This is a genomic window from Bradyrhizobium sp. WSM4873, from assembly GCF_055811355.1.
The window spans coordinates 1-19,541 of the sequence record NZ_JBVVPS010000049.1 but is presented as its reverse complement, the minus strand read 5'-3'; the positions used below and the strand labels follow the sequence as shown (position 1 = coordinate 19,541).

Annotated in this window: 12 protein-coding genes, 5 pseudogenes and 1 other annotated feature; of the genes and pseudogenes, 10 read left to right on the top strand and 7 right to left on the bottom strand. The window is 59.3% G+C overall.

All coding sequences use genetic code 11. From position 1 onward, the window contains the following. Nucleotides 1-1,251: 1,251 nt before the first annotated feature. Both hemN and AC0L21_RS35200 read right to left on the bottom strand, forming a co-directional pair. Nucleotides 1,252-2,616 carry an oxygen-independent coproporphyrinogen III oxidase gene (gene hemN / locus AC0L21_RS35205; protein WP_473266369.1) on the bottom strand — a complete coding sequence of 455 codons (1,365 nt, stop codon included), beginning with the start codon at nucleotides 2,614-2,616 and terminating at the stop codon, nucleotides 1,252-1,254. A gap of 1,508 nt (nucleotides 2,617-4,124) precedes the next feature. Next, on the bottom strand, nucleotides 4,125-4,373 hold the full coding sequence (locus AC0L21_RS35200) for a GcrA family cell cycle regulator (protein WP_473266386.1): 249 nt from the start codon (nucleotides 4,371-4,373) through the stop codon (nucleotides 4,125-4,127). Between the two features lie 408 nt (nucleotides 4,374-4,781). On the opposite strand from AC0L21_RS35200, the gene AC0L21_RS35195 reads away from it, so the two are divergent. The 4 genes and pseudogenes from AC0L21_RS35195 (at nucleotide 4,782) to AC0L21_RS35180 (ending at nucleotide 7,912) form a co-directional block, all read left to right on the top strand. Further along, nucleotides 4,782-6,020: a cytochrome P450 gene (locus AC0L21_RS35195; RefSeq protein WP_231189035.1), complete on the top strand. Its 1,239-nt coding sequence runs from the start codon at nucleotides 4,782-4,784 to the stop codon at nucleotides 6,018-6,020. 725 nt (nucleotides 6,021-6,745) lie between these two features. Next, a pseudogene (locus AC0L21_RS35190) lies at nucleotides 6,746-7,162 on the top strand (transposase); the annotation flags it as partial. Further along, nucleotides 7,041-7,153 (top strand) — a sequence feature (AL1L pseudoknot). (Overlaps the previous pseudogene by 113 nt.) Before the next feature lie 3 nt (nucleotides 7,163-7,165). Continuing rightward, nucleotides 7,166-7,378 (top strand): annotated as a pseudogene (locus AC0L21_RS35185) (helix-turn-helix domain-containing protein); the annotation flags it as partial. 318 nt (nucleotides 7,379-7,696) lie between these two features. Beyond that, the gene (locus tag AC0L21_RS35180; RefSeq protein WP_259219182.1) at nucleotides 7,697-7,912 is read left to right on the top strand and encodes a hypothetical protein; all 216 of its coding nucleotides are present in this window, start codon (nucleotides 7,697-7,699) and stop codon (nucleotides 7,910-7,912) included. Between the two features lie 523 nt (nucleotides 7,913-8,435). Here the strand turns inward: AC0L21_RS35180 and AC0L21_RS35175 are convergent. Together AC0L21_RS35175 and AC0L21_RS35170 are read right to left on the bottom strand one after the other, a co-directional pair. Continuing rightward, nucleotides 8,436-9,626, bottom strand: a pseudogene (locus AC0L21_RS35175) (diaminopropionate ammonia-lyase). 698 nt (nucleotides 9,627-10,324) lie between these two features. Then, nucleotides 10,325-10,804: a LysE family translocator gene (locus AC0L21_RS35170; RefSeq protein ID WP_473266367.1), complete on the bottom strand. Its 480-nt coding sequence runs from the start codon at nucleotides 10,802-10,804 to the stop codon at nucleotides 10,325-10,327. Between the two features lie 493 nt (nucleotides 10,805-11,297). Between AC0L21_RS35170 and AC0L21_RS35165 the strand changes: the two genes are divergently transcribed. Beyond that, entirely contained in the window at nucleotides 11,298-11,516 is a 219-nt protein-coding gene (locus tag AC0L21_RS35165; RefSeq protein WP_085357752.1) for a rubredoxin, read from the top strand. 62 nt (nucleotides 11,517-11,578) lie between these two features. After that, complete coding sequence (locus tag AC0L21_RS35160; protein WP_204513592.1) at nucleotides 11,579-12,223, top strand: FMN-binding negative transcriptional regulator; 645 nt, start codon at nucleotides 11,579-11,581, stop codon at nucleotides 12,221-12,223. Nucleotides 12,224-12,505: 282 nt separating this feature from the next. Here the strand turns inward: AC0L21_RS35160 and pdxR are convergent, their stop codons facing one another. Then, on the bottom strand, nucleotides 12,506-14,038 hold the full coding sequence (pdxR, locus tag AC0L21_RS35155; RefSeq protein WP_473266363.1) for a MocR-like pyridoxine biosynthesis transcription factor PdxR: 1,533 nt from the start codon (nucleotides 14,036-14,038) through the stop codon (nucleotides 12,506-12,508). A gap of 810 nt (nucleotides 14,039-14,848) precedes the next feature. Then, on the bottom strand, nucleotides 14,849-15,745 hold the full coding sequence (locus AC0L21_RS35150; protein WP_473266361.1) for a LysR substrate-binding domain-containing protein: 897 nt from the start codon (nucleotides 15,743-15,745) through the stop codon (nucleotides 14,849-14,851). A gap of 110 nt (nucleotides 15,746-15,855) precedes the next feature. Here AC0L21_RS35150 and AC0L21_RS35145 point away from each other — a divergent pair, with 110 nt between their 5' ends. The 4 genes and pseudogenes from AC0L21_RS35145 to AC0L21_RS35130 all read left to right on the top strand — a co-directional run. Further along, nucleotides 15,856-16,605 (top strand): SDR family NAD(P)-dependent oxidoreductase, encoded by a 750-nt coding sequence (locus tag AC0L21_RS35145; RefSeq protein WP_473266359.1) that lies wholly within the window; start codon nucleotides 15,856-15,858, stop codon nucleotides 16,603-16,605. Nucleotides 16,606-16,629: 24 nt separating this feature from the next. After that, nucleotides 16,630-17,481, top strand: coding sequence for a transketolase (locus AC0L21_RS35140; protein WP_317245102.1), 852 nt, complete (start codon nucleotides 16,630-16,632; stop codon nucleotides 17,479-17,481). Continuing rightward, nucleotides 17,478-18,488, top strand: coding sequence for a transketolase family protein (locus AC0L21_RS35135; RefSeq protein ID WP_473266356.1), 1,011 nt, complete (start codon nucleotides 17,478-17,480; stop codon nucleotides 18,486-18,488). Before AC0L21_RS35140 ends, AC0L21_RS35135 begins: the two co-directional genes overlap by 4 nt. A 185-nt stretch (nucleotides 18,489-18,673) precedes the next feature. Further along, nucleotides 18,674-19,079 (top strand): annotated as a pseudogene (locus AC0L21_RS35130) (TRAP transporter substrate-binding protein); the annotation flags it as partial. A 226-nt stretch (nucleotides 19,080-19,305) separates the two neighbouring features. On the opposite strand, the pseudogene AC0L21_RS35125 reads toward AC0L21_RS35130, so the two are convergent. Beyond that, a pseudogene (locus AC0L21_RS35125) lies at nucleotides 19,306-19,541 on the bottom strand (IS5/IS1182 family transposase); the annotation flags it as partial.

Here is a 19,541-nt window from a genome sequence, read left to right as displayed (position 1 = left end):
ACCTTGCGCGCTATCACCACAGCGGCGCCGCTTGGCCTACGTGTGGGTACACAGCGCAAAACAACCCAGTCGCTCGATCGCTAATCAAGGCGAGCTTCTGCTGAGGGTGTCGAGACATTAACGGGCTGCTCGGCGTGCGCGTTCGCTAGCAAGAGATTGGTGGCCGATACACGGAGCCCAGGCACCTTGCGACAAACCCGCTGCCAAAACGAAGGAGAATAGTTTTCAACAGAGAGCAGCGGCAATAGCGGGGCTCGCAGAACAACACGCCCGATCCAAGAAACGCCGCTCGCTGCTCGGTCGATGGGATGAAGCACGGGCAGGCAGAAGGGGCTGACATCCTTGGCGGCCCGTAAGCTCGCCGCCACAAACCCTCGAGTGGCTCTTCGAGCAAGATGGAGGGCACGATTGGAGACAGTTTGATACCTGGGGACGACGAGGCAAGACATTCATCAGCTCCATTGATCGATGAAATCGCGCGGCGACTTCTTATGTGGCCCGAGCGAATTTCACCGCCACTGACTGGCATGTGTCCGTCGTCTCCATCAATTGCTAGGTTTGGTAGTTGACTGAGCGGGAGGTCGGCTGTCGCTGCGTGAATCGTAGCTAATGTGTCGCTCGACTCCACAGCCCCGGCGTTCCCGGCCGATCGGTATCGCAGCGTCGGCGGGTGAATTCTAGGCGTTTGCTTCGATCCACGTCGCGCGAAGCTCTTACAGGGAACGATCTTTTCGAAGACCGTGATCCCGCCGGATCTGGTTGTAGTTGTGGCGCTCGAATATCCTTTGCGCCGTATCACGCATGATTTCGGCTGCCACCGCCGGAGCCAAGGGTCAGATGTCCTTGTCCATCCGGACGAGCTCGATCAGGGTTTTCGATCCAGAAGTCCCTAAACGTCGAGATGTCATCATCTCGACGACATAAGATGATCAGTTCTCGATCTCCAGTTGGTTGGCGGCGTCGCGCAATCAGTCGTCGTCCCCATCGAGATCCTTGGCTACACGGCTAATGGCGGTGATGGGATGAAACTTGTCGAGATGTAGGGTCACGCTGCTTGAGCGAGGAGCGTTGTTGTCGGGGCGTCCAATTCCCGGCAGCAGTGCGTCCAGCTTGTCTTCGCGGCGCGGGTCAGGGCGACTCTCCGCCGCACAGCTTCGCACGGCGTCGTTGATCGATTTGGAGCTGGTTGTGAGTGTGCCAGATGAGCGAACGCATTCCTCAGGCTTCCTGGCGCGTGCAGCAAAACGTGATTCATTTCATCCAATCATTGCGTTGGCTGGTCTGAACAGAGGGGGCGCGAAAGTAACAATCGAATGCGGCTGCCACAGCCCGGGTGAGAAAACGATGCTCCGGCCTCACGCGGAGGAATCCCTTTTCCATTTCGACGATCCCATCCTCAGCGAGCATTGCCAAGCGTTCGCCTGAACCGAGCAAGCCGATCGGGTCAAATCCATGAGCAGCGCAAATTGCCGGCACGTCCACCTCGAAATCGCACATTAGCCGCTCAATGATCGCGGCCCGGACGCGGTCTTCAAGGCTGAGACAGTAGCCCTTTGACGTCGCCAGACGGCCGGCGTTGATTTGGCCGCTGTAGGAACCCGCTGTAACTTCGTTCTGGACGTAACCCTCGCCAAGCCGGCCGATCGCCGACGGTCCGAAGCCGATCACTTTATTGCAGGTGTCGGCGGAGTAACCGAGTGAATTCCGCCGCAGGCGACCGGCTTTCTGCGCCAGCGCGAGCTCATCGTGCGGCAAGGCGAAATGGTCGAGTCCGATCTGGCGGTAGCCCGCTGCAGTCAGTGTATTGGCCATCGCGGCTGCTTGTTCTGCACGGGCATGGCTGTCTGGCAGCGCTGCCTCGTCGATCAGGCGCTGATTCTTCTTGAAGGAAGGAACGTGCGCGTAGCCGAACACCGCAAGCCGGTCTGGTCGCATGGCCAGCGCCGTTGTCGCGGTCTGAACGCAGGACTGCACCGTCTGATTTGGCAGCCCGTAGATGAGGTCGAGGTTGACGCGCATGATTCCATGCTGCCGCAGCGCCTGGACAACGCGCTCTGTTTGTGCCTCACTCTGGACCCGGTTGATGGCTTTTTGGACAATTGGATCGAAGCTCTGGACGCCGAGGCTCGCGCGGTTCACGCCGGCAGCCGCCAATCCTTCGCATGTGGCGAGCGTGAACGTGCGCGGGTCGATCTCAACAGCAATTGCGGCCGTGTTCGAAATCTCAAAGCGTCGGCGCAGAAGCCCCATCAACCGGCGGAATTCCGTTGGCTCGATGAGGGTCGGCGTTCCACCGCCGAAGTGGACGTCGCTCACAGGCAGCGGTTGCGCAACCTGCGCCGCGACCAAATCGATCTCCTTACGAAGAACCCCCAAAAAGTCGAGGATAGGAGAATGCCGGCGAGTGATGCTTCGAGCGAAGCCACAATACCAGCAAATCGATCGACAGAACGGAATGTGGAAATAGAGCGACACCGATTGGTCAAGCGGCAGCTGCTGCAGCCATCTCTCACAGGCGTCGCCGCCGACTGCTTTGGAGAACTGGGCTACAGTTGGATAGATGGTGTACCAAGGAAGGCGAGCATCGTAATACGTGCTTAAGATCGAGGTCTGCAAGGATTGTTATCCCATGTTTACGAAGTTTTACGTCGCAAGCGAATTGTCCTGCATCCCTTTGCTTGCCAAGGGCGATCGGGACTGTCGCTAGGCAATTGGGAGCTTGCGTGACGGCCGATCTGCGGAAGAAACGCGCTGTCGGATGACGATCCGCTCCCCTCGGACACAGAGAACAAGTTCTGCAAGCGAGCTACTCGAATCAACACAGCCACGGCGGGGTCCCCAATTCGTCCGCCTTGATAATCTTTGATCTTCGGCAACGAGACACCCACCAGGGCCGTTTAAGCTGCTAGACCTCGAACTGCTCCACGATTTGACTCGTGCGAGGTTCAATGACCAACATTGATACGGTCCCGTATTCTCCGTCAACTGACAAGGTTGGTAGTTGATTCTGCGTGGCGTATTCCCCATCGGTCCAGGAATAATGGGTCCGCTTGGCTCCGTCCCGGTATGTAGTGAAATTCGCCAATGAAGGGATTGTCGGTGGGCGTCTTCATGGATCCCTCGCAGAAGAAGTCCTTTCATGCGTCCGTTACTCGGCGGCAATATCGCTACGAGCGAAACTCTCCTATCGGCGGCTCTCGCGCAGCTGGCGTGACGAAATGAGCCGGGTAGGTGAGCGAGAACGGATGGGTGCAATTGAACAGCCGGCCGCCTCAGAGGCGCCGCCGGTTTTGCGCAGACGTCAAGGCACCTACGTTGGTGGTAGCCGTTTTCGTGTGTCTGCGCACCGCAGGAGCCGACCTTTTAAACGACGTCAGGCAATATCCCGCGAGGGCAGCTCGTCAAGCCGCTCCAACGCTAAGCATAGCGCCGCCCGACGACAGGCGATTCTATCGGAGGTTCTTTCGGGAGAACAGGCGAAGATCGAATAGTGGAGGTATCTGGTACTCACCGCTTCACCTTCTTCCGTTTCATCTCCGCCGTCAGCTCAAACCTATCGAAGCCGGCGAGGAAACTCGCGCCTTCGTCTAAACCCAGAAGGTCCGATCACAGTCGGAGGGCCACCGGGCTCACCCCCGGAAACGTCGTACCTCGATGATTTGCCGAGTGTTCAGTCCCAGTCCAGCTCTCCACACGCCTGTCGCAGATATCGAAAGTGGTTGAGGATCAAGCGGCTTCACCCGGTCTCGTGTAGTTCGTTGGGCGCGGTGTGCCGAAAGTTCCGAACACCGCGCAAACTAGGACGGCGGGCGCTTCCCCAAAACGCATACCCGGAAAACTCAATAAGCAGAACGCTCTCTTCTCTCCAATTCAGCGCATCCGGCCTCTTGAGATTGGATGACTTGATGTACGATCGAGCCCTCCTGCCGCGAACGTTCTACTGGACGCCACTGTTCGTCGGATAGGCACAAATCGCGAAACCAAATAGCCCGAATGAACCGACTACGGCGGCCTAGACCCGGGAGATCGCGGCGCCGATAGCTCTAGACGGTATTCCTGACCGCCTCAGCTAGGATTGCGTAAAGCTGCCGCTTGCTCATTTCCTGAGGCCGCGTTTTTAGCGCCTATTGCAGCAGCTTCTTTCGGACGCGATCGCGGCGGGCAGCCATCAACGTCGCCCCTCCGCTTGGGCACCGATCTAATCTTGGGTTTTGTGCTGTTGGTGGCTTGTGACCTCGAGTGAGACCCAACCGAGTCGGCCTGCCGCAAACGGCGTTGCGACTGCACTCGAGATGACCCGCGATCTGCGCGGCACTCTGTCCCTCGGACCAGAGCTGTTTCAGCTGTGCCAATTCTCTTCTATTCCAGCGCATGGAAGATACTTTGTTGCCAGTTCGGACGTCCGTCGCCTCGGCAATGTAAGTGGTCGAGTGGCAAAGGGGCTGCCTGCCCGAGAAAATGACGATAACCGGCTGGGTGCCACAGCTGCGAGTGCTTGCGGCTTGATGTTGAGTACCACAAAGGGCGCGTTCGCGCGCCTCCCAATCCTGATAGGGGAGCTTCGCTCGCCTTTCCATTATTCTTCGTTGACGGGGACCAAACCGAAGTCCGTAACATGATTTCAGATTTCGGACCTCGCGCGAAGTCCAGCCATGATCATGCGTGACACATCGTTAGTGCACCGCCCAAGCTCGTCGTGTTTCGAGCGCGCTTCCCCCGAACTCTAGACAGCGCACTCAGCTGATCCAGCAAAAGTGCAAGCCAATGTCAGCGAGACAATCATGACAGCGTTATCGACAGAAAGCGCCTGCGAGAGCACTGATATCCCGCTGAGCCGCCTTGATGTAAGCGAACCCAAGCGCTTCGAGGATGATACCGTTTGGCCTTATTTCGAGCGGCTGCGGAGGGAAGATCCCGTTCATTATTGCGAAAACAGCCCATACGGACCATATTGGTCGATAACAAAATACCGCGACATCATAGCCGTGGACTCAAATCACACAACATTCTCATCAGAGCGAAGCGTCACAATAGTCGACCCGCCGGAGGAGTATTGGACCCCCAGTTTTATCAAAATGAATCCTCCTCTCCATGCTCAGCAACGTAAGACTATCAGTCCGATAGCGGCATCGGAGAACTTGGCAAATCTTGAAGGCTTGATCCGCTCGCGGGTTCAGAAGATTTTGGACGGTTTGCCGCGCAACGATACCTTCAACTGGGTCGACAGGGTCTCGATCGAGTTGACGACCCAAATGCTGGCCACGCTGTTCGATTTTCCATTTCAGGATCGGTGGTTGCTGACCTACTGGTCGGACGTAGCTGCCTTGACTCCACAAATGGGCGACCAGATCGACAGCTGGGAAAAGCGAAAGGTGGTGCTGTCGGAGTGCCTGGACTATTTTACGCGGCTTTGGAGCGAACGGGTCGATTGTGAGCCGCGCGGTGACCTGATCTCGATGATGGCGCATTCACCGGCGACCCGAAACATGGAGCCCCGCGAGTTCCTGGGCAACCTCATTCTGCTGATTGTTGGAGGTAACGATACTACGCGCAACTCAATTACCGGGGGCGTCTTGTTCATGAGTCAAAATCCATCCGAAATGCGAAAACTCCGGGATGATGCTTCGCTGGTGTCCGGCGCGGTATCCGAGATTATACGATACCAAACCCCCATTGCACACATGCGCCGGACCGCTGTGGACGATTTCATGATAGGCCACAAGCGAATCAGGCGAGGCGACAAAGTTGTGATGTGGTACATCTCTGGCAACCGAGATGACGAGGTCATTGCGAGAGCCAACAGCTTCATCATCGATCGGGAAAATGTACGGCAACATCTCTCTTTCGGATTTGGGATTCATCGCTGCGTGGGTAGGCGCCTTGCCGAGCTGCAGCTGAAAATCCTGTGGGAGGAGATGCTGAATCGATGTTTGGAGGTAAATGTGGTCGGCGAACCGGAGCGAGTTCAATCGAATTTTGTGCACGGTTATTCCGCACTGCCGGTGCAGATCCCAGGTTAGTCTCGGCTGCGGCCGACCTTCAACACTGTCATGCCGTTCAGAGCCGGCGGTTAGGACAATGACTTTCTGGAGACCAGTTTTCTGGGTAAGTTCACCGGCGTTGCGTGACGGGCTTACGGTTGTTTCGAAGGTTGCGGGCAGGGGCCGCTATCGCGTCGAGGATTTTGGCCGGGCGGCTACGATACTCATCACGGCCTGCTGGAGCCGTGCCAGCGTTCAAAGTCTAGGGAAGCAGTCCGTCCAGTCGATGAACTGAATGACCAGAGACCGGCCATACGAGGGGGCTTACTTCATGTGAAGACGAGGACAAGGAGGCTCGAGCAGAGTAGCGCAAATCCGGCTGCGGTCAGCCCGAGGAAACTGCTGGAGACAAGATCATGACTGCCCATGAACGACCTCTGCGGCGAGGAATAGAGATCGGCAATCGCCGCTCCGCTTCCCTTTCTGGCCAATCTCGGCATTGTTATTCAAATGAGCCGCATAATTCCTGCCGGTCTCGTGGCAGAGCGCACTTTTCCAGCAAGATCGAGCGACAGTTCGCCGCGTTCCGGCGGGCATCCTCGTTAGTGCTCTCGTGGTTGCAAACGGATCGCTCCGCCAGAAGCTGAGTAGACCAGAGCATCTTGACAGCAAAACTCACTCAATCGTGCCGTCCGCGTTTGAGCGCTTGCAGGATTGAGCGCCCATCTGAACCGCCGCCGCGGATTTGGCGGAGGCTCCAAGTCTTGAGAAGGTGGAGCCATGACAAGCAAGACGACGAGAAATGTTCACCCGAGGCCCGAGCCCGACGGGGTCGTATAGCTCTGTATCAGGCCAACGAGCACAGGTCGCGCTGGACGACGGTGACTCCATTGCGGCCAAGATTGGCTGCACGCGCAGACCTTGCATGACTGAGTCAAGTAGGTCGAGATCGCAGTGGGCAGCGGGCCGGCGTTCCGACCGAGCTGGCCGAGAAGCCCAAGGCTCTGGAACGGAAGAACCGCGAGCTTCGCCAGCCAACGAGAACCTGCGCAAGGCAAGCGCTTATTTTGCGACGGCGGAGCTCGACCGCCGGTCCAAGCCATGATCGCATCGACGATGATCGTGCGGCGCGTGGGGTTGAGCCGATCTGCAAGATGTTGCCGATCGCCCCCTCGACCTACCGCGGAAGCAGATTATTCCCAAAGGCGGGCGACATGCCACCAGCGATGTTCAGATCTTCGGCAAAGGCGATCTCGGGGCAATAGCTCTCATTGGTAGAGCACGAAGAGATCGCGCCTCTCAAGGTGCAGGGCCAATCGATCCAACAGATTGGACGTCGCCTGGGGCGGGCTGATTCGACAGTCTCGCGTGAACTGCGGCGCAACGGCCGCCCGCGCCGAACCAGAGGGCCATGGCCGCCCATGTGAGGACCATAGCGCCCGCATGAGGCCGGCCCGGCGCCCAGGGAAATGCGAGAGCCCGGAAATCCGAGCCGTACGGGACGATTCCGTCCTCCTCGCAACGAGACGTTTCGAACGCGGCGCGATCGTTTCAAACGCAAGCGCCGCGCGAATTGCGAGGATACCAAGCCGCGTCAAACCATGAATTCACTTCTGCACGCGAGAGGCTTTTAACCGCTCGGCAAATGTGCGCTATACCGAGTGCAAAGAGGGCACTAGCCTTATCGCATTATCCCTCGAAAGGAGAGATGGAGCGTGAGCGAATTTACGGGAGAGGTTCAAGCGAACATGGGCCTGGTCTTGGATCAGGTCTGTGCGGGGCTGCCGAATGGCGGTGACCACGAGAGCCGTCGGTATGTCGCTGAGCAACTGATTCAAGCGGTGCGGGCGGGAAAAACGACTCTGGGGCAGCTGACCTCTGCGGGACGTCGCGCTGTCGTCTATCTGAAGAATGCGCCGAAATCAGCCTAGCAGTCCCTTGTTGCCGGCCCGATCTGCCCTGCGTTCGCTCGCAGGCAACCGCGTACCCGACAGACCTCGTGGTGTTAGGGCACATTGACGGGTGGCATGGGCGCCGTCTGGCGCGGCATGAACGCGCTTTGGTGGTGGCCGCGTGCCGCCAATATGATCGCGAAAGCCGTGAGAACGATCAGGAGTCCACGCATATCGACAGATTACTCGGAGAGCTGTATCGCAATTATGAAACGGCTCATAGCCGGTGTGCCGAATCAACAAGAAAACGAAGCTGTTGTATCATTCGATGAGGCGAACGCGGTTGGACTGCAAAGCGCCAAAGTCATAACGCTTGGTCTTGCGGCAAGACGGCAAAGTCATGCCTTTTGTGCCGAAAACGTGCGTACGGGCCTCGTTGGAAGCAGAAATCTGCGGCGGATTTCAATCGTAGGATCAATCGCTGGATGCCTTCGTTCTTGGCCTTCTCTTGGGCTTTCGTCCCCGTCACGAGTTCACCGAACGGGCCGCGGATCATGAGCGTCTAGGCCTCCAAGCTTCTCCTGACCACTTGCGACAGAGACTGACCCACGAGCTGTTCGTAAGCGCCAGGATCCGTCGCGCCCTCGGTATTGATGAGGAAGACCCGTGCGTCAGGTTCAAGACCAGTCAAGCGCGCGAGGTCGAATCGGCCGCAACTTTCAGCAACCCTGCCAACCAACCCCGCCACTTTCGCCTGCAACGATAGCCGGATCACCGTCCCGGGGATTGGCCAAACGGTTCATAATCCCGACGGCCTCCTCGTCATCGACAATCATAAAAGCGTCGGCTGCGCGCGAAAGGATGCGCCAAGCGACGAGCGAAGGTTCGTAGCACTCTAGCATCGCCATCACTGTCGGCTGCCCATGAGCTACCTTGACGCAATGCCCGGTTCGAGCGCTTTCAAACAGGCACGCTGCGCGCGATGGATCGACAACCGTGAAGGACGGGCGACTATCACCTAACGACACCGAAAAATGTCCAAGACCGCTGCGGCAAGTCCACCGACTGCTGACTGGACGAGGACGTGGGTCGGAGGTTCGGGCAACTGTCGTAGTGCTTCAGTCAGGAGCGCGGAGATCCCTGCATTACCAGACCAGGGATAGCCCGGCCAGGACCTGTCAGACACCGTGATTCGGCCGTTCTCTGCGGCAACTCGGGATGCTTCGGCAACGGAGTCATCGTAGTTGCCGCTGACGCGGATCATCTGCGCGCCATGTGGGACGATTGCTGCGCTACGCTGATCGCTGACGCCCGAGTGAATGAATATAGCGCAGTTCGCCCCCACGAGCTGAGCGCCCTGCGCTACGGACCTGCCATGATTGCCGTCCGTGGCGCAGGATACCGTCATCCCCCGTGCTACGGCCTTCACCTCAGGTGCGTGAAGCTCCGAGATGTCGACAGCCCTGCCGAGGCGCGGAGTTGCTGCTTCTAAGACGAGCCGGATCACGGCATAGGAGCCGCCCAAAGCCTTGAAACTGCCAAGGCCGAGCCGGTGACCCTCGTCCTTGACTTGGATCGAGCCCACGCCAATCTCGTTGGCGAGGCCCGGCAATGAAATCAGCGGTGTTTCCTTGTGGCCATTGCGATATCTAAGAAACCGCTCCACCTCGCACGCAGCTTCGCAACTCAGCATGTTGGCATCCGCACCATCCAAAGGCGCCCGGCGGTCAGTGTGATGGTTAAGAAGCAACATGGTTCGAGTTCCTGGGGCGCAGATCTAAGCATCGCGGCCATGCGCTTGTCGAAACACTAGCGGGAATCCCAGCGATGTCACGCCTTCTCGCTAATCCGCAACAAATGGGAGGCCGCTCTCGATGACGACCCTGACGGTGCTCAGGATCGGGCGGGTGATGCCTAATGTTTGAAGATCCGGCGGGAGGGCGTTGCGGACATCGCTCACCCGTTCCGCGCTGCACTCCTCGTTTCGAGCACGAGGAAGGATGACGATTTCTAGGCCGTGGACACGAACTCGGTTTCTCATCACGTATCCAGATCCACCAGCACGAGAGCAAAAGAGGCAGCAGAGGCAAGCGCGTTGGATTGCAGTGGCGGGCCTTGCTCCCAGCCGGTTGATGCGTGCCTTCATGTTCTGCCGGCCCGGACGGCCAAAGCGCGGCCGAAGTCGACCCAGCATCGACGCTGGTCGTGATCCCGTTGCACGGTGAAGCAAGGACCTCCGATGGCAAGGCGTCCCTCGTAGCCGAATGGAGACTCTGCGCGCTATTCGAGCGCGGAAATTCGGCAGCGTGAACTCGTGCGCCGTGCGAAGAGTAGCGTTGGCCCCAGCCCGCAGATGATGGCGCCTGATGCCTGTCGCGCCTGAACGAAGAATGAGGGCCTTTTTTGCAAAGCCATCCCTCGTCTTCTGTCCCCAATAGGTCACAATCAGGTCTACGCTCGTGTTGAGTGCGAGCGAAATGAGCCCAGGACGATGAACTGCATGCTGACACTCCCAGATGGGTGGACGAGTTGCGGGATGAATACGAGAAAGCATGCGGCTGTCTTGGGGTTGAGCGCCTCTATGACGATGCCCTGGCGAAAAGCAGAATGCGCATCTGTCGTCTGCAATTCTATCGGATCGACGCTTGTCTCGCGCCACGCCTTAATCCCGAGCCAGATGAGATATAGGCCTCTGGCGATCTTTAGGAAGGTGAACGCTTCTGCGCTTGCGACAACACGGGCAGACAGACCGACGGTGCCGCCGAAAACGTGGACAAGCCCTCCGGTACCCAGGCCAACGCTCGATGCGAGCCCTTCACTTCTGCCGCCAGCAAGCGTGCGGGCCACAATATAGAAGAGACCCTGGCCCGGCGTGACCACCACAAACAATGCCACCACCAGGAACAAAAAGAACGTATGCGAGTTGAACATCGCTCAACCCGATTATCGTTTCAACTGGCGTTAGCGGCGCCAATCCTCTTGCATGATGGCTAGACCCGTTTCACGCCCGAGTGCAATTGCAGAAAGCTCAGGACTGCAGCGGCCGTTTGGCTCGCTACAAAGCCATTTGTGACGCCGCCGGCCGGCCGCTGGACGGTTCTGGCTCATTTGCCTCTTGTCGGAAGACGGAATGCACAGCCGACGCCTCGCAGGCCTTTGCGCCGACGAAAGCGGCGGCGCGTGACTGAGCGACCCAAGGCTTCGCGGTCATGGTTGTCCAACAGTCGGATGACCAGTTTCGGCTGCTCGAAGAAGGAATGCACGTCTTCTCTGAGAGATATTCCTACTGCCGGGTTGACGGCCTTGACCAGAACCAGAGGACGTCAATCTGGTACAGCAAGAATGCCGCAGACTGGCTCTATGGAAGGAACCAGTTCTGGCCTACATCGGTCTCATGAATGCTCCACAGCATAGGCGACCCGAGATGAGCAATGAAAGCGCTCACCTGCACTCTGAAACAGCGATCGGCGCACCGGTTTACAAGACCTGGATGTGCGCGCTCTGCGGGGTTGTTTACAGCGAGCGGGAGGGATGGCCGGACGAGGGCATTCCGCCGGGCACTCGCTGGGAAGACGTCCCCGACGAGTGGATCTGCCCCGATTGCGGTGCAGACAAGAGTGAATTCCAGATGACCGAAGTCTGAACGAAATCCCGTTGATGCTGCGAGCAGCGTGCGCGGCATTCATCAATTGCCAGGGAGCTAGCATGTACGTCCCCCCACATTTCGCCGAGTCGCGCCCCGAGGCGCTTCACGATCTCATCAACAAAAATCCTCTCGGCATCCTCTTTACCAACGGGAAGAGCGGGCTCGACGCAAATCACCTACCTTTCGAGTTGCACGCGAAGGAAGGGCAACAGGGCGTGCTTCATTCACATGTGGCTCGCGCAAATCCCATTTGGCAGGATATCGCTACGGGGAACGAGGTGCTGATCGTATTCCGCGCCGGGGATGCCTACATCGCGCCGAACTGGTATCCCAGCAAGGTCGAGTTCAAGAAGCAGGTCCCGTCCTGGAACTATATGGTGGCTCATGTGTACGGACGCGTGACGATCCGCGACGATGAGCGTTACGTTCGTGGCATGGTCGCGCGGTTGACGCGCATCCATGAGGCGAAGCAGGCCGATCCTTGGAAGATGACTGACAGTCCCAAGGACTACATCGATACGATGCTCAAGATGATCGTCGGAATCGAGATCGAGATCACACGACTCGTTGGCAAGTCGAAGCTTAGTCAGAATAAAGAGGTCCGGGACATTCTCGGTGCAGGGAACGCGCTCAAGGCCCAGGGCAAGGATGTGATCGGCGATGCAATGCTGGCCGCCGCTGTGGCCAAAGCGGAGCAGGCCTGACTCATATCCGACGGAGCGACATGCTCGGAGAAATCGTGGCGCAACGCCCTACTTGTGATCCTCGGGTATGGCGGGGCCAAGCCCATCGGCGGCCCTGCGCAAGCATGGATAATCTCATTCGCCCTACGATCGTCTGCCGCTGGCGAAAGCTCTGGTTGGAGTCAAAAACTGGAGATCAGTGCGCGTTCTTCCCGGCGCGCTGCGGAGCACCCCAACCCAATGTTCAAGTTCGCGGCGAGCGCCGATTGCTGCGAAAGAGACCTGAGCGCGGCCATCCAGATATTATCTGGCAGTTTCCATCCGTGGGCGCTTGGACAGTTTGGCCTTTCTGTTCGCGCGGACCGATGCCTCAAGGACACCTTTCAGGCGGACTGCGGCCCCCTGCAATTCCGCGACGGAAAAGCCGCCGAAGCCGAGCATTAGACCGAACCGAGCAGGCGCATCTTGGTACATGGGCGAGATCGGTCGCACAACCAGCCCGGCCTTCTGTGCTTGCTCGGCTAGCTTGACGTCGTCGAGGCCGGCAGGAAGCCAAAGCACCAGGTGCATACCTTGGTCGCTTGGTTGGAGCGCTGTCCAGGACGGCAGCTCTGTCTTAATGGCGGAGATCAGGGCCGCGCGCCGTTCTGCGTAAGCGCCCCGGATGCGCCGTATGTGAGCTTCGAAATAGCCCTCGCGCATATATTGCGCGAGCACATATTGATCGGCTGTCGGAGAATGGCGGTCAATAAGAGCACGGGCGCCTGCGAACGCCTCCACCAGCGGAAGGGGAACGATGGCGTATCCGATCCGCATGGAGGAAAAGAGCACTTTGCTCATCGTCCCGAGATAGACGACACGTGTAGGATCGAATCCCTGCAGGGACGGAAATGGATGTCCCGCGTAGCGAAGTTCGCTGTCGTAATCGTCCTCGACAATCCAGGCATTGTTTTGACGGGCCCAGGACAGCAGAGCCGTGCGTCTCGCCATGCTCATCGGCATGCCGAGCGGATATTGATGCGATGGCGTAACGAACGCGACCCGAGCCTTCGAGCATCGGACGAGGCCTTCGTGGACGTCGATGCCCTGCGCGTCGACGGGAATCCGAGAGGTCTGGACGTTGAAGTTTCCGAGAACCGCGACAATACCGGGATAGGCGGGGTCTTCCGCCCATACTGCGTCTCCGTCCGCAAGAAGAACGGTTGCAGCCAGAAAAAGACCCTGCTGCGTACCCGCCGTGATCACGACCTGGCCAGCCTCGCATTTCACTCCACGGGCTTTACGAACGTAATCAGTAATCGCGAGCCGCAAATCAGGCAATCCTTTCGGATCGATGTATCCCGACGGGGCAGCCACGCGCAGCGCTCGGACGCGATTACCGAGACGGCGCCACTTGTCATCCGGGGCGACCGCGCCTGCCGGATGAGCGATTGCAAATGGCATCGTCCCTTGGGGCCGAAGAGTTTGCACGACCTCTGCAAGACGGGCGACGTTCTCCCGCAACACAAGGCCGATCCGCGGCGGCTCGATGAATGCCTGCGGTGGGCTCACGAGTTCGCTGTCGCCATTGACGTTCGCCACGATCGTGCCGCCTCTGGCGCGCGCTTCGAGGTAGCCTTCCGCATGTAGCTGACCAAACGCCTCGATGACCGTACCCCTCGCGAGTTGGAGCGATGCAGCGAGGGTGCGGGTGGACGGCAGCCGTTCGCCCGGCTTCAAGATCCCGTTTGATATCGCCTCGCGAAGTGCCTGCGTGAGTTGTTGTCCGACCCGGCCTGCGGTCTTGTCGAGAGAACCCAGCGAGGGAATTGCGATGATGTTTCGGCGCGTTGCCATTGCCGTTCTGGTCTACCTATCCGCTCGTACTTTGAAGTCCAGAATAGACCAACTCTGTGAGTCATTCAAAGAAATCGTCACATACCGCTCTACCGCTCGGCTTTGACATCCCAACCCCCGACCAGTGATGGCCTTGCGGGTCAGCTACCATCTCCCCATGACGTAGGTAAGCCGGCCCGAGGGCCGTGGAAGATCGCCTCGCTGAATCAAGGGGCTGAGCATCTTCGTTGTTGAGAGGCTATCCAGTTTCGAAGCCCATCGAAAGTGTGAAATCCATCGGCCGCGTAGCAGCGGACGTCCGGAAGGAAGGCCTGCATCAATTCGGCGAGCGCATGTCCCGGATCGAGGTCCAGCACCCCTGCTGACCGCCAGCTCTGCCAGGGCCTCCAGGGTCGCCGACCAGTCGATGAGGCGCGCGACCTGGCAAGCGAGCTTCACTGTTGCATCGCTTGGGCAGAAGATGCGCTCGCCGTCGCCTCCTGCGAGCAGAATCCGCTGGCTTGCGATCGGCTCACGCCTGCTGGCGTCGAGCGCATCTTGCAACGGTTTGCAGGCGCGCGCGAGCCGTGACGTGTGGGAAGTGATCTCAATGCGTGTCTATATGTTGAACGCGGCTGCGGCGCTCAGGCGCTACATCGATGATCGCCTTGTAGAGATGGATCGGCGAGCATCAGCGATAGCTCGCTGCCAGACCAATAAAGAATGCATGATCTGAGGTTCTCCGCAGGCGCGGACGCCCCGGCGGCGAAGGTTGCTGTTCGGCGCCAAGCAGAGGTTTGCCCTGAACCAAGCTCCAGCCAGACCTGCAGTTCATCGCGAGGAGCGGGCGTGTTCGCCATCGAGTTGCGCCAGCAACCAGTCTGCAAACGCTCGTACGGCCGATCTTTGTCGGCTGGCGCGCGGATAGATGAGACGGTGACCGACGTAACTGATATCGTTCGCGCGTCCCGCCAATGGGGCAACCAATCGCCCATTGGCCAGTTCACGCTCGGCCAGGAGGGTTGATTCCAACGCCACTCCCAATCCCTCCGCAGCGGTCGCAATTGCAAGAAAGCTCCGATCGAACCTCATGCCGTGGAGCGCGGGGGCTTCCAATCCGTTGGCAGCGAACCATTGATGCCACTGCACCTGCTTCACGTCTGAGCGGATGAGCGTCTGATCGAGGAGATCAGCGGCCTTCCTTATCGATTTTGCGAGCGAGGGAGAGCAGAGCGGCGTGACCGTCTCCTCTGGTAGTGGAACAATCTCGACGCCTTCCGCGCGCGGCGGACCGTAGACGATGTCGATATCGAAATCATCGTTGCTGAAGCGCGCATAATCCGTGCTTGCGGCCAGTCGAACCTCGAGCTTCGGGTAAGCAGCGAGAAACTGCGCAAGCCGTGGCGCCAGCCATTGCGCAGCAAAACTTGGGGCGGAATGGACGCGCACCAGTTGTGGGCCGCGGGCGGCGACTTCTTCAAGCCCGCGGCGGAGCTGATCGAACGCCGCCCCGGTGTGACGCATCAGATTTTCGCCGGCTGGCGTGAGCCGCACAGATCGCGCGCTGCGCTGGAACAGAACGGTCCGAAGCGTGGCCTCCAGCTTGCGAATCGCGTGACTGACGGCGCTCGGCGTCAGGTGAAGCTCATTCGCCGCATCGCGAAACGATCCGGTCCGGGCTGCGGCTTCAAAGGCACGAATTGAGGATATCGGGATCTTCGAGAGCATTCGATAAGTGAACCAGATTCATCGATCCGTGACAACTGCGCGTTTGTAGGGCCGGCCTCCGCAGGTCATTCCTAAATCCAGCAAGGAAGAACAATTTGCGGGAGGAATTGATGCTGCTCAGCGGTAAGACGGCAATCATTTCGGGCGCGGCCTCGCCGCGGGGCATCGGGCTCGCAACCGCCCGGCGGTTCGCCGCCGAGGGCGCTCGGGTGGCCATTCTGGATATCGACGCGGGCGCCGCGGCGGACGCTGCGGCATCGCTTGGAAAGTCCCACATTGGACTGGCGTGCAACGTCGCCGACAAATCGCTCTGCGAACAGGCAGTCACCCGTGTGATCGAAACCTTCGCAGGCATCGATATCCTGATCAACAATGCCGGGATCACCCAGCCCGTCAAGTTCCTGGACATTTCGCCGGCCGATTGGGATCGAATTCAGGACGTCAATCTCAAGGGTATCCTGTTTCTGTCCCAGGCGGTGATCCCGCATATGCGCGCACGGAAGTCCGGGTCGATCGCGTGCATGTCGTCCGTCTCGGCCCAGCGCGGTGGTGGAATTTTTGGCGGGCCACACTACTCGGCTGCGAAAGCAGGGGTCCTCGGCCTCGCCAAGGCGATGGCGCGGGAGTTCGGCCCTGACGGGATTCGCGTCAACTGCGTTACGCCCGGCCTGATCGGCACGGATATTACGGCAGGCAAGCTGAATGATGAAATGAGAGCGAAAATTCTGGAAGGCATTCCGCTCAATCGCCTCGGCACGGCAGAAGATGTCGCCGGTATCTACACCTTCCTGGCCTCGGACCTATCTGCCTACGTCACGGGTGCCGTGATCGACGTCAACGGCGGCATGCTTATCCACTGAGCCAGCGAGATAAGGTCCAGATCGATGGAAACGCCCACCAATGCGCTTATCAACGCGCCCAAGCTAGCGGACCGCGCCTACAACATCCGCCGCAATGCGCTGCGCATGGGCGAAGTCCAGGGGCAGGGTTATATCGCGCAGGCGCTCGACATCTCCGATGTTCTCGCCGTGGCCTATTTCCACGCCATGCGTTACCGGCCTGAAGACCCGTCCTGGGAGGGCCGGGACCGCTTTCTGCTCTCCAACGGACATTATGCCATCGCACTCTACGCAGCTTTGATCGAGGCGGGAATTGTCCCGGAGGAAGAACTCGAAACCTATGGCAGCGACGAGAGCCGCCTGCCGATGTCGGGCATGGCCTCCTACACGCCCGGAATGGAAATGTCGGGCGGATCGCTCGGACTTGGGCTGAGCATTGCCGTCGGCATGAGCCTAGGACTCAAGCGCAAGAGATCCGAGGCACAGGTATACACGTTGTTTTCCGATGGCGAACTCGACGAAGGCTCCGTCTGGGAAGCGATCCAGTCGGCAGGCCACTACAAGCTCGACAATCTGATCGGCATCGTCGACGTCAACAATCAGCAGGCGGATGGTCCTTCCACGCAGGTTATGGCCTTCGAGCCGCTGGTCGACAAGCTTCAGGCCTTCGGCTGGTTCGTGCAGCGGATCGACGGCAACGATCTCGATGCCGTACTTACCGCGTTCGACGCCGCCAAGTCCCATCCCGAGCCCAAGCCGAGGATGATCGTCGCCGACACTCTGATGGGGAAGGGCGTTCCTTTCCTGGAGCAGCGCGAGAAGAATCATTTCATCCGCGTCGAGCAGCACGAATGGCAGCTCGCGCTTGCCGCGCTCGAAGCCGGGAGGCAGGCATGAAAACCGTCAGATCAGCACCTCAGCCTGGCAAGCCGCGCCTGACCACCTCCGCCATGATCGCGTCGATCGCGTCCGAGGGACAGAAGACGAAGCCTGCGCCCTTTGGACACGCGCTCGTCGAGCTCGCACGCCACCGCCCTGAGGTGGTCGGCATGACGGCCGATCTCGGCAAATACACCGACCTGCACATCTTCGCGAAGGAATTTCCGGACCGTTATTATCAGATGGGCATGGCCGAGCAGCTTCTGTTCGGCGCAGCGTCGGGCCTTGCCGCCGAAGGCTTCATGCCGTTCGCGACCACTTACGCCGTGTTCGCATCCCGACGGGCTTACGACTTCATACACCAGACAATCGCGGAGGAAGATCGCAACGTGAAGATCGTCTGCGCGCTGCCGGGGCTGACCTCGGGCTATGGCCCGAGCCATCAGGCCACAGAAGATGTCGCCCTGTTTCGCGCGATGCCAAACATGACCGTCATCGATCCCTGCGATGCCCATGAGATCGAGCAAATGGTGCCCGCCATCGCCGCGCACCGCGGGCCGGTCTACATGCGCTTGCTGCGCGGCCAAGTACCGGTCGTGCTCGACGAATATGACTACAAATTCGAACTCGGCAAGGCCAAACTGATCCGTGACGGGAAGGACGCCCTGGTCATCTCATCCGGCATCATGACAATGCGTGCACTCGAGGCCACGCAAACTTTGATGCGCGACAACGTCGATACCGCGGTGCTGCATGTTCCGACGATTAAGCCGCTCGACACTGAGACGATCTTGCGTGAAGCCGGCAAGCCGGGCCGCCTTGTCGTTGTTGCCGAAAACCACACCACAATTGGCGGACTTGGCGAGGCGGTTGCTGCACTTCTGATGCGTTCAGGCGTTCATCGGCGTTTCCGCCAGATCGCATTGCCGGACGAATTCCTTGACGCTGGCGCACTTCCGACACTGCACGACCGCTACGGGATTTCCACCGCAGAGGTCGCAAGGCAGATCAAGCAGTGGCTTTAGTGCACCGGCGCTAAGCGCCAATCAAGGGAAGCCCCTTGAGGAGCTACGCCCGCCGTATATTGCGGCGGCGAGCGATGGCTCTTGCCCAAATGCCGGCGATCGAAAGCCGGTGAAGAGCCCGGAAGGCTGCACGCCAGCGCAGCTTGCAGTCGGCAGCAACGTCAATGCAGGATCAGGAGTAAAACATGATTGTCTCGAAGCCCGGAATCATCAGCCGCCGTTCCCTGTTGAGGGCGGCTACGGCCGTACCTCTCTGCAGGATTCTGACCCGTCCGGCGTCTGCCGCCGAGTTCGTCTAGAAGTTCGCGACCGGACAGGATCCGACCCATCCGGTGAATATCGGCGCAAGAGGCGATCGACCGATCCGCGACGCGACGAGCGGCCGGCTGGAGATCAGGCTGTTTCCGGCCAATCAGCTCGGCTCCGACACCGAACTCCTGCCCCAGGTACGCAGCGGCGGCGTGAGTTCTTCAACCAATCGTCCTCGATCCTTGCCACCTGGTGCCGAGCGCGGGCATCGTGAACACCGGCTTCGCATTCGCCGATTACGATAGCGTATGGAAGGCGATGCACGGCAAACTGGGCACCTATGGAATTCCGGTCGTTGCCCGTCAGGACGACTGTCAGACCTGCTTCCTTTGCGAGCTTTATTGTCCCGAGAATGCGCTCTGGGTCTCCCCCTTCGCCGACGAGAATAAGCCCGTCGACGTCAGGGCACTCAAGCGAACGGCGCGATGGGCAGCTATCGCCGAGCTGTCGGCTGGACCGACGAGACGCGGGATCGCCGCGGCATCGACCGGAGCTATCTAGTCGTCCGTTAAGAAGCCGAATTGAGCGGGAGCGGACAGGCAAGCGTATGCGATAGCTGGATCGGGAAGAGGCACAAGAGTTCTCTGAGCCAGGCGAGGAGCGGCGGAAGTTGTGTCCGACTGCTGAGAGCACGACGTTAACGGCGTCGCCGGCGCGGCCTTTGAGGTAGCAGCGGCCAAGGTGACCTTCGGCCTTCAGATGTCCGATGATGGGCTCGATGGCGGAGCGGCGCCGGAGCTCGCG

What these genes read in the sequence shown, in the direction of transcription:
- AC0L21_RS35200 (WP_473266386.1), bottom strand. Translation starts at nt 4,373, where the DNA reads ATGCGCTGGAATAGAAGAGAATTGGCACAGCTGAAACAGCTCTGGTCC.
- AC0L21_RS35135 (WP_473266356.1), top strand. Translation starts at nt 17,478, where the DNA reads ATGAAAACCGTCAGATCAGCACCTCAGCCTGGCAAGCCGCGCCTGACC.
- AC0L21_RS35170 (WP_473266367.1), bottom strand. Translation starts at nt 10,804, where the DNA reads ATGTTCAACTCGCATACGTTCTTTTTGTTCCTGGTGGTGGCATTGTTT.
- AC0L21_RS35150 (WP_473266361.1), bottom strand. Translation starts at nt 15,745, where the DNA reads ATGCTCTCGAAGATCCCGATATCCTCAATTCGTGCCTTTGAAGCCGCA.
- AC0L21_RS35165 (WP_085357752.1), top strand. Translation starts at nt 11,298, where the DNA reads ATGAGCAATGAAAGCGCTCACCTGCACTCTGAAACAGCGATCGGCGCA.
- AC0L21_RS35140 (WP_317245102.1), top strand. Translation starts at nt 16,630, where the DNA reads ATGGAAACGCCCACCAATGCGCTTATCAACGCGCCCAAGCTAGCGGAC.
- AC0L21_RS35160 (WP_204513592.1), top strand. Translation starts at nt 11,579, where the DNA reads ATGTACGTCCCCCCACATTTCGCCGAGTCGCGCCCCGAGGCGCTTCAC.
- AC0L21_RS35145 (WP_473266359.1), top strand. Translation starts at nt 15,856, where the DNA reads ATGCTGCTCAGCGGTAAGACGGCAATCATTTCGGGCGCGGCCTCGCCG.
- pdxR (WP_473266363.1), bottom strand. Translation starts at nt 14,038, where the DNA reads ATGGCAACGCGCCGAAACATCATCGCAATTCCCTCGCTGGGTTCTCTC.
- AC0L21_RS35195 (WP_231189035.1), top strand. Translation starts at nt 4,782, where the DNA reads ATGACAGCGTTATCGACAGAAAGCGCCTGCGAGAGCACTGATATCCCG.